The organism is Ruegeria sp. CDSB117, assembly GCF_059611005.1.
The window spans coordinates 36802-50229 of sequence record NZ_JBXWOS010000017.1 but is presented as its reverse complement, the minus strand read 5'-3'; the positions used below and the strand labels follow the sequence as shown (position 1 = coordinate 50229).

Here is a 13428-nt window from a genome sequence, read left to right as displayed (position 1 = left end):
CCGTCAGGCCACGGCGGTTTTTTCTTTACTCGGCTTGGGTGGCTGTCAGTTCAACGGCTACCTTGACGGCAAAGGCCAGCGAGTCCTCGGTTGGTTGCGTCGTACCGACGTCGTAATCCATACGGTTCAGATCCAACTCTCCCTGCATCTTGGCGGTGCCGTCCTGCAGGTCCAACTCGAACGGCAGGACGACGTCCATGGTTTTGTCGCGAATGGTCAAAGTGCCGCGTGCCTCATAGGCCAGATCGGTCTTGAACAGATCTGCGGTAAAATTCGCGGTCGGGAACTGAGCGCTGTCAAAAAAGTCCGCGCCAAGGGCCTGTTGTGTCACGGTGCCAATGGTCAACGAGCCGATGGCGATTGTCACATCAACAGCTCCGGCCGGTCCGGGTTCCGCGGGGTCGTCGAATGTGATTGCCGCAGTCCAGTCGGAAAACGCGCCACTGACGGGGCTGCCCAACTGGGTGATCGTGATCGCCAGCGAACCTTCCTGCACCTGCCAGTCGGATTGCACCGCCTCCAGTTCGGCAGAAGCATGATCACCGGTCGGATGTGCCGAGTAGGCTCCGTCGAACCACCCGATACTAATAGCAACGGCCCAGACGGCGATTGCTGCGATGACGGGCGCAGGTGAGTGCCATTGCGTTGGCGGTTCCGGCAAATCAACCCGTCCGGGCAGCATGCGGCGCAATGTGCTGTCTTTGTCGATCACGTGGTGCTTGAGCGCGCCAACGATATGCAAAACCAGAGCACCCACCAGCACCAGCATCAGGACGAAGTGTAACCCGGCGCTTGTTTCGGCCAATGCGGGGGATTTGGGCACAAACGGCAGGTTCTGCCCGAACGGCCAGAGGATCGGTGCAAACCCTTCGGTGGCCGCATGGTGAATCCAGCCTGTCAGGGGAACCAGAACCAGCGAGCCATACAACAGCCAGTGGACGGTTTCCGCAGCAAATGCCTCGGGCTTGTTTTCAGCATTGAGCAACCCAGGCTTGGGTTGGCTGATCGCCCACAAGATACGGGCAAGCGCCACGAAAAAGACCGTGACACCGATAGTTTTGTGCAGCGAGAACAGCTGGGCCGCCTTTTGTAAGTCTTCCGGCGTTGTCGGAATATTCGGGTCCTCAATTGCGTGGGCCAGTTCGTTCGCAAACCATCCAATCGGAAGCGCCGTCAGAATGAGCAAGGCCGTCAGCCAGTGGAAAGTTTTTGAAACGCCCCCGTAGCTTTGGGTGGTGTTGGCAATGGGCATTGGTTCACGACTCCGATCTGTTTGCTATGGCCACCCTAAATGCAGCGCGGGCCGACACAATAGCCTCTGACGCACAGAATGCGTGTCAGGATGCAGAGCTTGTGCCGCTCGTTCACTCGGTTTACACCCCATCGCAACCTAACGTCATCCAAGAGGTTGCAATGACACGCGCGTTCGTTTTTCCGGGGCAGGGCGCCCAAACCATCGGTATGGGCAAAGCACTGGCCGAGGCCTATCCGGCTGCAAAGGCAGTTTTCGACGAGGTCGATGAAGCGCTTGGTGAAAAGCTGAGTAACCTGATTTGGGAAGGTGATATTGCCGAACTGACGCTGACGCAGAACGCGCAGCCCGCGCTGATGGCGACCTCGATGGCCGCGATGCGCGCGTTGGAGGCCGAAGGTGTTGCTGTCACGGACGCTGCATTTGTAGCTGGGCATTCGCTGGGGGAATACTCAGCGCTTGCAGCAGCTGGTGCGCTGTCGATTGCGGATACGGCGCGTTTGTTGCGGACACGTGGTCAGGCGATGCAAAGCGCCGTTCCCGTTGGTGAAGGCGCAATGGCCGCAATTCTGGGGCTGGACCTTGAAGCGGTGCGTGCCGTCGCAGAAGAGGCTGCGCAGGGCGAGGTCTGTCAGGCCGCGAACGACAACGATCCTACTCAGGTCGTTGTTTCAGGCGCAAAGGCAGCCGTGGAACGTGCTGCCGAGATTGCCAAGGAAAAAGGTGCCAAGCGCGCTGTGATGTTGCCTGTGAGTGCCCCGTTCCATTGTGCGTTGATGCAACCCGCTGCAGATGTGATGGCTGAGGCGCTGGCTGCAGTTGAAATCAAGGCCCCGGCAGTTCCGCTAATTGCGAACGTGCGCGCCGAGGCTGTCAGCGACCCGGACCTGATCCGTCAGTTGCTGGTCGAGCAGATAACCGGTTCTGTGCGCTGGCGTGAAAGCGTGCTGTATATGGCGGCACAAGGCGTGACCGAGACGTGGGAGATCGGTGCAGGCAAAGCGCTTTCGGGGATGATCCGCAAGATCGACCGCGCGATTGCTGGCAAGGCTGTAGGCACGCCGGATGACGTGCAGAATATGGTTAAGAGCGAATCATAAGAACAACGTGCGACGCAAGTTGCGCTGCAAAGGGAAGATCGAATGTTTGATTTGACAGGTAAGAATGCGTTGATCACCGGTGCGTCCGGTGGGATTGGCGGCGAGATTGCGCGCGTCCTGCACGGTGCGGGGGCCACGGTTGCATTGTCCGGCACGCGCGTGGAACCGCTCGAGGCATTGGCCGCCGAACTGGGTGAGCGGGCGCATGTCCTGCCATGTAACCTGAGCGACGGCGAAGCTGTTTCCGCGTTGCCGAAGCAAGCTGCCGAGGCGATGGGGTCGGTTGATATTCTGGTCAACAACGCCGGGATTACCCGGGACAACCTGTTCATGCGTATGTCGGACGACGAATGGCAGAGCGTGATCGACGTGAACATGACCTCGACCGCCAAGCTGTGCAAAGGCGTGCTGAGGGGTATGATGAAGGCGCGCTGGGGTCGGATCATTAACATCTCGTCCGTCGTCGGTGCCACCGGGAACCCCGGTCAGGCAAACTATGCAGCGTCCAAGGCCGGTATGGTCGGCATGACCAAATCCCTGGCCTATGAGGTTGCCAGCCGCGGTATCACGGCAAACGCGGTTGCGCCGGGCTTTATCACCACGGCCATGACCGACAAGCTGACCGACGATCAGAAATCAGGCATTTTGGGGCAAGTTCCGGCTGGTCGCATGGGTGATGCATCGGAAATTGCGGCGGCTGTTCTGTATCTTGCAAGCCCCGAAGCCGGATATGTTACCGGAACCACCTTGCATGTTAACGGCGGTATGGCCATGTTGTGACCGCGGACAGGGGCAGGTGCGAAAGCGTTTGCCTCGCGCGTTGTCTATGCTATAGGCGGCGCATAAATGCTGGGGTCGACCAAATGGTCGGCCTTCTACTTTCCCGGTCATCCGGGACCCAACCGCCCGCACCGGGCAAATCAAAGCCAGCCTGAGCGGGCAAGGGCAGAACCGGGCACTAGGCCCTGAAAACGGAATGAGGAATAGACATGAGCGACGTCGCAGATCGCGTTAAAAAGATCGTTGTTGAGCACCTGGGTGTTGAAGAAGACAAAGTGACCGAAAACGCGTCCTTCATCGACGATCTGGGCGCAGACAGCCTGGACACTGTTGAGTTGGTTATGGCCTTCGAAGAAGAGTTCGGCATCGAAATCCCCGATGACGCAGCCGAGACCATCCAGACATTTGGCGACGCCGTCAAATTCATCTCGGAAGCTTCCTAAAGCTTCGAAATAATTAAAAAGCGGCGCTTCCGGGCAACGGAGGCGCCGTTTTTTTGTGCCTTGTTCAATTCTGCCTTGCAAGGTGCCGTATTCGTTCGCAACCTTTTGCCCGAGGCACATAATTCAAAGCGGGCAGGGCATGATACGATCCACCCCTATGATCAATACGGCCCGTTTGACGCTGTGCGCCATGCGGCCAGAAGATTTCAACCGGTTCGCCGAGATTTGGCGCAACCCATGCATCGTACGACATATCGGCGGCAAGCCGCGGTCGCGCGGGGAGTCTTGGGATTCATTCCTTCGAAATGCCGGGCACTGGCAAATGGCCGGTTTCGGGCAATGGGCCGTGGTCCAGCAGTCGAATCGCCAGATGGTCGGTCAGGCGGGGTTCTTTTACGGTAACCGTTCGATCGGCGAAGATTTTGACAGTTTCCCCGAGGCAGGCTGGATTTTGGTCCCCGAGTCACAAGGGCAGGGCTTGGGGTTAGAGGCCGCGCAGGCCGCGCATGATTGGTTTGACCGGATCATGCCTGGGCCATTGGTTGCAATGGTGAATTCGGAGAATTCTGCCTCGCAAAAGCTGGCGAACAAGCTGGGGTATGCCCCGATGCGTGAATGCGCGTACAATGGCAGCGATGTTACGCTGCTGCGCCGCAATGGTCCGCCGCCGCGCCACTGACAATTTGAGACTTCCTGAATGCCGCAAACCGAACTTGGTTTGCCGATCCTGGTAAAAACGGGCTGATGTTCCGCGTGTATGGTACTCTGGATTTGCAGAGCGATTGAGCGGAGGAGCAAGCTCATGAGGATTTACCCCACGATGGAATTGCAGAACGGCCGGTGTGTCACACTGGACAAGGGCCGTCTGGACGACGCGATGATCTGGCATGTGAATCCGGCGGACACGGCGCGCAGCTGGTCTGCGGCTGGTGCCACTTGGATGCACCTAACGGATTTCGATGCAATCGAAGGCCGCGACACCAACGCCGAATTGGTCGAGGAAATCATCCGCACGTCTGAGATGTCAGTGCAACTGGCCGGCGGTATGCGGACGCGAGAACAGGTCGAGTATTGGATCGACAAAGGCGCGGGACGGATCGTGATTGGCACGCTGGCGGCCTGGGACCCGAATCTGGTCAAGGAGCTGGCCAAGCTTTACCCGGACCAAATCGTTCTGGCTGTGGATGTCTGGCAAGGACAGGTCATGACCGAAGGCTGGCGCAGCCAGAGTGCGTTTACGCCGGAAGCATTTATTGAGGCGTTCGAAGGTACGCCCTTTGCGGCAATTCTGGTGACCGATATCGACAGCGACATCGAAGACGTCGACGCGCAGCTGGGTCTGATCTCGGGTCTGGCGCAACTTTCGCGCACACCGGTAATCGCCAGCGGTGTCGTTCGGACATCAGATGACATCTCGCGCCTGGCCTATGTGCACAACATCTCGGGCGCGTTGGTTGGACGGGCATTGTTCCGCAAGACGGTTGACTTAGCGGATGCGCTTGATGTGGCCGAACAGGCTCACGAGCCGGTCGCTGAGTTCCAGTAAGTTTATCCCACAAGATATTGCCCCGGCTCTTTCAAATCTGCGAAAGGGTCGGGGCAAATTGTTTCGGCACAACCCGCACCGACGGACGGCCCGGCGAAATGGCGCCGGGATGGAATGTGCCGTTGCTCTTGCCCCCGGACCCCGGGCCGGGGTATGAGCGGTTCTCAAATAGGAAGCAGGCAAGAGGCATTTCATGCGCAGAGTCGTTGTAACCGGTCTGGGATTGGTCACTCCTTTGGCCAGCGGGGTCGAGGAATCTTGGTCACGGTTGTTGGATGGGGAATCCGGCGCAGGCCCGATCACCCAGTTTGATGCCGTAGAGAGCGGTGTCACCACGACCTATGCCTGCGAAGTTCCGCGCGGCGATGGAACCGAAGGGACGTTTAACCCCGACGATTGGTTGCCGCCAAAAGAGCAACGCAAGATCGAAGACTTCATTCTGTATTCGATCGCGGCCGCCGACATGGCCTGCCAAGATGCCAATTGGCTGCCTGAGGATGAAGAAGACCGCCTGCGTACAGGCGTTCTGATCGGTTCCGGTATCGGCGGTTTGGGCTCTATTGCTGAAACGGCAAACCTGATCCGCGATAAAGGTCCGCGCCGTGTGTCGCCATTCTTTATTCCCGGAGCGCTGATAAACTTGGCATCCGGTCAGGTGTCTATCCGCCACGGGTTCAAGGGGCCCAACCATTCGGTCGTGACAGCTTGTTCGACCGGTGCGCACGCCATTGGTGATGCCAGCCGCATCATTCGTGCAGGTGACGCGGCCGTCATGGTTGCCGGTGGCGGTGAAGGCTGCATCTGCGAGATCGGTATCGCTGGATTCAATGCGTGCAAGGCGCTGTCGACAAAGTATGCAGACGACCCGAAGAAAGCCAGCCGCCCGTATGACGTGGACCGTGATGGCTTTGTCATGGGTGAGGGCGCAGGCATCGTGGTTCTGGAAGAATACGAGCACGCCAAGGCCCGTGGTGCGAAGATTTACGCCGAAGTCTTGGGCTATGGCATGTCTGGCGACGCTTATCACATCACCGCGCCGTCCGAGGATGGCGATGGTGCCGAGCGTTCAATGAAAGCCGCCTTGCGTAGCGCGGGCCTTGAGCCTTCGGATCTGGACTATATCAACGCGCATGGCACATCGACCATGGCTGATACGATCGAACTGGGCGCGGTAGAGCGCCTGTTGGGCGATCACGCCGGCAAGGCCACCATGACCTCAACCAAATCGGCCACCGGTCACCTTTTGGGTGCGGCAGGCGCGATTGAGGCAATTTTCTCGATTCTTGCGATCCGGGATCAGGTGGCCCCGCCAACGATCAACCTGGACAACCCTGCCGTCGAAACTCCGATTGATCTGGCACCCAACGCCAAGCGTGAGCGTGAGATCAATGTGGCGTTGTCGAATTCGTTCGGCTTTGGCGGCACCAATGCCAGCGTGATCTTCGGAAAGGTCAGCTAAATGTTCCGGGCTCTTGCTTCGAACGCGCTGACTCTGCTGATCGTAGGCTTGTTCCTGATGGGCGGGCTGGTTGTGTGGGGGCAGTCGCAATACAAGGCCGAGGGTCCGCTGGAATCCGCCATGTGCCTGCAGGTCAGGAGCGGGTCGAATATGACCCGTGTCAGCCAAGAGCTTGAAGATGACGGAGCCATCAGCAGCGCCATGATCTTTCGCATGGCGGCGGACTACACGGATAAATCGCAGCAGCTGAAAGCCGGTAGCTTTCTGGTGCGCGAAGGTGCGTCGATGGAGCAAATCATCGATGAGATCACAAGCAGCGGTGCCAGCACCTGCGGGTCTGAGATTGAATACCGTATCGGTGTCACGCGCATCCAGACCCGGGTTCGCGAGTTGGACCCGGCAACGCTGGAGTTTGTCGAAATCGCTTCGTTTGATGTGACCGACGAAGAAATCCCTGCCGAATACGGTCAAAAACGTGAAGAGGCTGACACTCGGTACCGTGTGTCTGTTGCCGAAGGCGTGACCTCTTGGCAGGTGGCGCAAGGTTTGCAGGCGATTGAACCGCTGACAGGTGAGATTGCCGAGATCCCGGCCGAAGGGATGTTGGCGCCTGACAGCTATGACTTGGCGCCGGGCGATGACCGGATGACTGTTCTGCAGGCGATGCAAGACAAGCAACAATTGCGCATCAATGCAGTGTGGGAGAGCCGCCAAGGCGACCTTCCCATCAGCAGCCCAGAGGAAATGCTGATCCTTGCGTCGATCATCGAAAAGGAAACCGGTGTTCCCAATGAACGCGGGCAGGTTGCAAGCGTCTTTGTGAACCGGCTTGAGCAAGGAATGAAGCTGCAGACAGACCCGACGGTCATCTATGGTGTCACCAAGGGTCAAGGCACGCTGGGGCGCGGGCTGCGTCGCAGTGAACTGCGCCGTGCAACACCTTGGAATACTTATGTGATAGACGGTTTGCCACCGACACCCATTGCCAACCCAGGGTTGGCCAGCCTTGAGGCTGCCGTTGCCCCCGAAGAGACCAACTTTGTCTTCTTTGTTGCGGATGGCACCGGGGGGCACGCGTTTGCGGAAACCTTGCAGGAGCACAATCGGAACGTCGCCAAGTGGCGTGAGATTGAGGCAGAGAGAAACAGCTCAAGCAACTAAGAAAAAAAGGCCGCGTCGAAAACGCGGCCTTTTCTTTTTGTTATGCGGCGGGACGTCCGCGTGGACGACGACGTTTCGAGGACGCGGGCTTCGATGTCGAATTTGCCCCCTGCGGTTTACGCCCCCGTAACCCTCCGCGATTGCGGGTTTTCTTAGGCTCGGAAAATTCTGGCATGGTGCCGCTGGCGACCGGAATTTCGATCTTCATCAGCTTCTGAATCTGGCGCAGCTGATCCACCTCGTCCGGTGAGCAGAATGCGATAGCTTCACCTTCGCGACCAGCACGAGCTGTGCGCCCGATGCGGTGGACATAGTTGTCGGGCACCTCGGGCAGGTCATAGTTGATCACATAGGCAACACCGGGAATGTCGATGCCACGCGCGGCCACGTCGGTCGCGACCAATACGTTGATCTCTCCTGCCCGGAACGCCTTGATCGCGCGGTCGCGCTGTCCCTGGCTTTTGTTGCCGTGGATCGAGGCCGCGTTGAAACCATCGGCCACAAGGCCTTTCATCAGTTTCTCGGCTCCGTGTTTGGTACGGGAAAATACCAAGGTCAGAGCTTCCATGTCAGCGGACAGAATATCGCGGAGTTTCCGCGGTTTGCCGGCCCGGTCGACGAAATGCACAGACTGCGTGATCTTGTCAGCCGCTTTACCTGGAGGCGAGACCTGCACCCGCTGCGGGTTGGTCAGATAGGATTGGCTGAGTTCCTCCATCTGCTTCGGCATCGTGGCCGAAAACAGCATGGTTTGACGCGGCGTGCCCAGCTTGGGTGCAATTTTGCGCAGGGCGTGGATAAAGCCCATGTCCAGCATCTGGTCGGCTTCATCCAGTACAAGATGTCGCACCGAGCCGAGGTCAACGGCACCGCGTTCCATCAGGTCGATCAAACGCCCGGGCGTGGCGACCAGAATGTCGGTGCCGCGCGACAGGAACGAGATCTGTCTGCCGATCGACTGGCCACCGACCACGGTGGCCACGCGCAGCTTGGTCTTGTCGGTCAGGTTGCGCAGGCTATCCGCGATCTGGTTGACCAGCTCGCGGGTTGGGGCAAGGATCAGCGCTTTGGCGGTTTTGGGCGCGGGTTTGCCGGGCTGCGCCAGCAAGTGGTCGATCAGCGGCAGACCGAAGGCCAGCGTCTTACCGGTGCCGGTCTGCGCCAGGCCCAGGATGTCGTGACCGTTCAGCGCCAGCGGGATGGCCTGGTTCTGAATAGGGGTCGGTTGTGAGAAATTGGCACGTTTCAGTGCATCGTTGAGGGCTGGTGCAAGGCCCAGCATGTCGAAGTCGAACAAATAACTATCCTTTGTAATCCGCAAGGCGATAGCCGTACGGACAAGACGTGTCTGGCCACGCAGCGCGTGACCGGCAGGGTTTCCGCTAAACCTCGGGACGTGCAGGCGAACCCTGCGCCATCTGGCGTCGCGTCAAGAACCCTGCGTGAATGGGAACTAGGAGAAGTAGTGATGCGCTGTGGGGTCTGCTGCGACCGTCAATGCTCACGCGTCAGCGCTGTCTTAAGGTGGCAGATGCTAGTTTTGTTAGCATTTGTCAAGGCATGAATTGCGAAGTGGGAACATGTACTTGCTGCGGCCGTCAGGGAACGGATTGTTCAAAGAGAAAAACCTTGTCGGGCTGGGCTTTGAAAATCCTGAGGTGCTTCTTGGCTTTCATAACATCGGTAAATATCCGATCCTTAGGGGCGATGACTTTTTATGTATGACCGAAAAAGGATTCCAGAAATGTGCGCTAAAATACTTGTAGCTACCACTCTGACCGTGGTTCTAGCCGCGTCTTCAGCAATCGCATGCTCTCGGATCGTCTATGAAACGGCAGACGGATCCTTCCTCACGGGGAGGACGCTTGACTGGTTCGAAGATACTTCAACAGACATTTGGGCCTTCCCGCGGGGCATGGACCGTGATGGTGGTGCCGGAGAGAATTCGGTCAAATGGACGTCCAAATACGGCTCTGTCGTGGCAACGATCTATGACGGGGCTACTGTTGACGGCATGAATGATGGCGGGCTGGTCGGCAATGCTCTCTATCTTGCCGAGGCGGATTACGGGACGGAAAATGCCGGAGACAAACCTCTTCTTTCTGTCGGAGGGTGGTTGCAGTATTTTCTGGACAACTTTGCAACAGTTGAAGAAGCCGTTGCAGCTATGGAGCAAGAGCCATTCGTGATATTAGCGCCGATGTTGCCTAGCGGACATGAGGCAGGAGGGCATATCGCGCTATCTGATGCGTCTGGTGACAGTGCAATATTCGAGTATCTCGATGGCGAGTTGGTTATCCACCATGGCCGCGAGTTTACCGTCATGACGAATTCTCCTACTTTTGATGAACAACTCGCTATCACCACTTATTGGGGTGAAGTTAATGGTCTTTCATTTTTGCCCGGAACCCATCGGTCTTCCGACCGGTTTGCGCGGTTGAGCTGGAATCTGAATGCCGTTCCCTCGTTTGAAGACAAAAACGATGCGACGGCGGCGGTGTTCTCTCTCGTGCGATCAATTTCCGTACCATTTGGAGTCACGGATCCGGAACGCCCAAACATCGCGTCAACAACCTGGCGTACGGTCGCTGATCATGAGCTGGGTCGGTACTACTATGAGAGCGTGTTCAGCCCTACATTGTTTTGGGTGGATATCGAAAACCTTGATCTCTCCGATGGGGCTTCTACCCTGAAACTGGAACTTGGGGAAAAGCCCATCCTTGCGGGCGAGGTTTCGGCCAGCTTTGAACCTTCCGAGCCATTTCTTTTTCTCGGCGATACGTAACGTTGTAATCACGGATCTCAACCACTGACGCCCGTCTGCCACATGGCCCTATCAGTAAAGGTCTCTTAACTATCAGCGCACGTTACCCGTTGCGCCGTTGTTGCGCAAAGCATTGACTTTGCGCGCTTTCTCGCGTATAGGTTGTGTCATGCTAGAAGAGGTGGGCGACGGCCCCGGGGCGACCCGGCGGCCGTTTTTCGTTTCTCTCGTGCGGAGATCACTCACGCATGAGGTCACAGGCACACATGACTTTGATTACCCCGGAAGAGCGGATGTCCCAGACGGCTGATTTGTTGCAGTCGCTTGAGAGATCCATTCGCGATCTGCGCCAAGCAGCGGAAGAACTGCGCAAACAGATCGGTGCCGGGGAGGATGCAGATCTTGCTGGTTCAGCCAAGCAACTCGGGCAGTTAGAGGGGCTGATCCGAAGTTGTCAGAAAGTGGAGACAAGCTTTGTCGAACAACATCACAGACAAGCCGGAATTGCCCAAGGGGGGTATGCGCTCGACCTTGAGCGCGCTCGATTTGAGGTTGGGTGCAGGTTGGCTCGCCTCCGCGCCTGCTGCGGTTCGGGACAGGTTTCTGAGTGAGATCGGGGAGGGGGGGCTGTGCGCCCTCCCTTTCCTGTTTGAGTTCTGGGCGCTGCCGCATCAATTGCCACCCGAGGGGGATTGGCGGTCCTGGGTGATCATGGGCGGGCGCGGTGCTGGTAAGACGCGGGCCGGGGCCGAATGGGTGCGACGGGTGGTCGAGGGGTCTTTGCCGCTGGATCGCGGCGAGGCGCGTCGTGTGGCATTGGTGGGTGAGACATTCGATCAGGTACGCGATGTGATGATCTTTGGCGATAGTGGGATATTGCAATGTTCGCCGCAGGATCGGCGACCTGTCTGGAAGGCGTCCGAACGGAAACTGATCTGGCCAAACGGAGCTGAGGCGCAGGCGTTTTCAGCGCATGATCCCGAAGGGTTGCGCGGGCCTCAGTTCGATGCAGCCTGGGTGGATGAGCTGGCCAAGTGGAAGAAGGCGGGCGAGACCTGGGATATGCTGCAGTTTGCGCTGCGCTTGGGGGATCGGCCTCGGGTCTGTGTGACGACCACGCCGCGCAATGTGCAGGTTTTGAAGGAATTGCTGGCATCTCCGTCCACCGTGCAGACCCATGCGCCAACCGAGGCGAACCGGGCCAATCTGGCGGACTCGTTTTTGGACGAAGTGCGCGTGCGTTATGCGGGCACACGGCTGGGGCGGCAGGAGTTGGACGGAGTGCTGTTGTCGGATGCCGAGGGGGCGTTGTGGGCCGGGGCGATGCTGGACGCGGCGCGAGTTGAGAATGTACCAGAGTTGGACCGTATAGTGGTCGCGCTGGACCCAGCGGTGACGGCGGGCTCGGATGCGGATGCCTGCGGGATCGTGGTGGTCGGCGCGCAAGTGCAAGGGCCGCCTCAGGACTGGCGCGCCTATGTACTGGCCGACCGGACGGTGCAGGGCGTTGGCCCGGCGGGCTGGGCGCAGGCGGCGATAGACGCGATGGACGAGTTCGGGGCGGAACGGCTGGTGGCCGAGGTCAATCAGGGCGGGCAACTGGTGGAAGAGGTCGTGCGGCAGGTGGACCCTCTGGTTCCTTATCGCGCGGTGCGGGCCTCACGCGGCAAGGTCGCGCGGGCCGAGCCTGTGGCGGCGTTGTACGAGCAGGCGCGGGTGCGCCATGTCGCCGGGCTGGACGCGCTGGAGGAGCAGATGTGCCAGATGACCGCGCGTGGGTTTGAGGGGCAGGGTTCGCCCGACCGGGTGGATGCTCTGGTCTGGGCGCTGCATGAGTTGGTTGTGGGGCCTGCGGGGGTGTATCGGCGGCCTAGGGTGCGGAGTTTGTAAAAAGAACAATCGACCGAGTTAGTCAGACCAATTCGTGCGTTTAACATCCAAAGTGAAAGCTTCTACTTGCTGGTAGAATGTAGTTTCAGTCCGCATTGAGTATTTAGAAACCGTGCTCCGACTTTAGCCTATTAACTAATCGTCCCATCACAACAAGTCCAAGCTGCCCAAATTTACCGGCTTCTTGTTTTGAGATTGGCTCAGCGAGCCACTTGTCGTTCCAATAGTATCGAGGGAGAAGTTCAATAACCTTCCAATTCCCATGAGTTTGTGCTGCTTCGGCGAGCACTTCTATCAAGCTCTCAGGCAATTCAGAGTAGATCTTACTAAAGCGTGTGTCGTCAGCGGTCGTACGCACGTCGTAATGTGAAACGCCCCCTTCCCAATGACCGTTGGCCTCCATTTGTCTAGAAGCGTAATCCGTCCATTGAACTTGCTGCTCGTGACGACTGAGATACCCAGTCTTTGTTAAGCTTTGAACCAATGCTTCTTGTTTTGAATCGGGTGTGAACAACCCTCTCGTACTGCTGAGACAACCTACGCGGCCATGCGCGATAAAAAACTGGAAGAAGAAGTTCAAAAGAGTATTAAGGTCTTTAGATGTCAGGTCCTTATGTGTTTCAATCACCTTGATCACAGCGGATTCATCAACCTTGAGAACATACTCAGATGGTTGTTCTCCTTTTTCGCACAGCCCGATTTTTACAAGTAAGTTACCGCCTTCACGCCCTGCGTAACGAAACTCAGGATCGGGTCCGGATGTTGATGACAGCTGATTAGCTACGCGTCTGTATAGCAGTAAGGTGATCTGCGCAGCTAAATTTCGATCTATTCGACTTAGTAGATATTGAGTCATGCTTGGCTGCTCCTTACGCTCTTGAGAGTATCAGTATGACTCGGTTTCCCGCGACATGTTTGCTTACGAATGCTGTATGAAAAACTCTAGTCTGTTCCTGAAGTGATCATAGGCATGGAAGAGGTAAAGGGTTGATTTGTTTGGGAGCAGCGGTGGTGATTCAAGTATTTGGGTACT

General features: G+C 57.7%; 12 protein-coding genes. 9 read left to right on the top strand and 3 right to left on the bottom strand.

Annotated elements, in window-relative coordinates; translation table 11 throughout:
* Window positions 1–25: 25 nt before the first annotated feature.
* Entirely contained in the window at window positions 26–1252 is a 1227-nt protein-coding gene (locus tag AC2FJC_RS17325; protein WP_496740433.1) for a cytochrome b/b6 domain-containing protein, read from the bottom strand.
* Window positions 1253–1413: 161 nt separating this feature from the next.
* On the opposite strand from AC2FJC_RS17325, the gene fabD reads away from it, so the two are divergent.
* The 7 genes from fabD (at window position 1414) to mltG (ending at window position 7741) form a co-directional block, all read left to right on the top strand.
* Window positions 1414–2352 (top strand): ACP S-malonyltransferase, encoded by a 939-nt coding sequence (gene fabD, locus AC2FJC_RS17320; RefSeq protein WP_496740432.1) that lies wholly within the window; start codon window positions 1414–1416, stop codon window positions 2350–2352.
* A gap of 42 nt (window positions 2353–2394) precedes the next feature.
* On the top strand, window positions 2395–3132 hold the full coding sequence (gene fabG / locus AC2FJC_RS17315) for a 3-oxoacyl-[acyl-carrier-protein] reductase (protein ID WP_058274008.1): 738 nt from the start codon (window positions 2395–2397) through the stop codon (window positions 3130–3132).
* Window positions 3133–3341: 209 nt separating this feature from the next.
* Window positions 3342–3575, top strand: coding sequence for an acyl carrier protein (locus tag AC2FJC_RS17310; RefSeq protein WP_005982462.1), 234 nt, complete (start codon window positions 3342–3344; stop codon window positions 3573–3575).
* 139 nt (window positions 3576–3714) lie between these two features.
* Window positions 3715–4254: a GNAT family N-acetyltransferase gene (locus AC2FJC_RS17305; protein ID WP_496740431.1), complete on the top strand. Its 540-nt coding sequence runs from the start codon at window positions 3715–3717 to the stop codon at window positions 4252–4254.
* A gap of 123 nt (window positions 4255–4377) precedes the next feature.
* Window positions 4378–5121 (top strand): 1-(5-phosphoribosyl)-5-[(5-phosphoribosylamino)methylideneamino]imidazole-4-carboxamide isomerase, encoded by a 744-nt coding sequence (locus AC2FJC_RS17300; RefSeq protein ID WP_496740430.1) that lies wholly within the window; start codon window positions 4378–4380, stop codon window positions 5119–5121.
* 193 nt (window positions 5122–5314) lie between these two features.
* On the top strand, window positions 5315–6580 hold the full coding sequence (gene fabF / locus AC2FJC_RS17295; RefSeq protein WP_496740429.1) for a beta-ketoacyl-ACP synthase II: 1266 nt from the start codon (window positions 5315–5317) through the stop codon (window positions 6578–6580).
* The gene (gene mltG / locus AC2FJC_RS17290; protein ID WP_496740428.1) at window positions 6581–7741 is read left to right on the top strand and encodes an endolytic transglycosylase MltG; all 1161 of its coding nucleotides are present in this window, start codon (window positions 6581–6583) and stop codon (window positions 7739–7741) included.
* Window positions 7742–7781: 40 nt separating this feature from the next.
* Here mltG and AC2FJC_RS17285 read toward each other — a convergent pair whose 3' ends face one another.
* Complete coding sequence (locus AC2FJC_RS17285; RefSeq protein ID WP_496740427.1) at window positions 7782–9038, bottom strand: DEAD/DEAH box helicase; 1257 nt, start codon at window positions 9036–9038, stop codon at window positions 7782–7784.
* Between the two features lie 420 nt (window positions 9039–9458).
* Here AC2FJC_RS17285 and AC2FJC_RS17280 point away from each other — a divergent pair, with 420 nt between their 5' ends.
* Window positions 9459–10526, top strand: coding sequence for a linear amide C-N hydrolase (locus AC2FJC_RS17280; protein WP_496740426.1), 1068 nt, complete (start codon window positions 9459–9461; stop codon window positions 10524–10526).
* Between the two features lie 498 nt (window positions 10527–11024).
* Complete coding sequence (locus tag AC2FJC_RS17275; RefSeq protein WP_496740487.1) at window positions 11025–12395, top strand: DNA-packaging protein; 1371 nt, start codon at window positions 11025–11027, stop codon at window positions 12393–12395.
* Window positions 12396–12498: 103 nt separating this feature from the next.
* Here AC2FJC_RS17275 and AC2FJC_RS17270 read toward each other — a convergent pair whose 3' ends face one another.
* Window positions 12499–13251, bottom strand: a complete 753-nt coding sequence (locus AC2FJC_RS17270) for a hypothetical protein (RefSeq protein WP_496740425.1) — start codon at window positions 13249–13251, stop codon at window positions 12499–12501.
* Window positions 13252–13428: the final 177 nt, after the last annotated feature.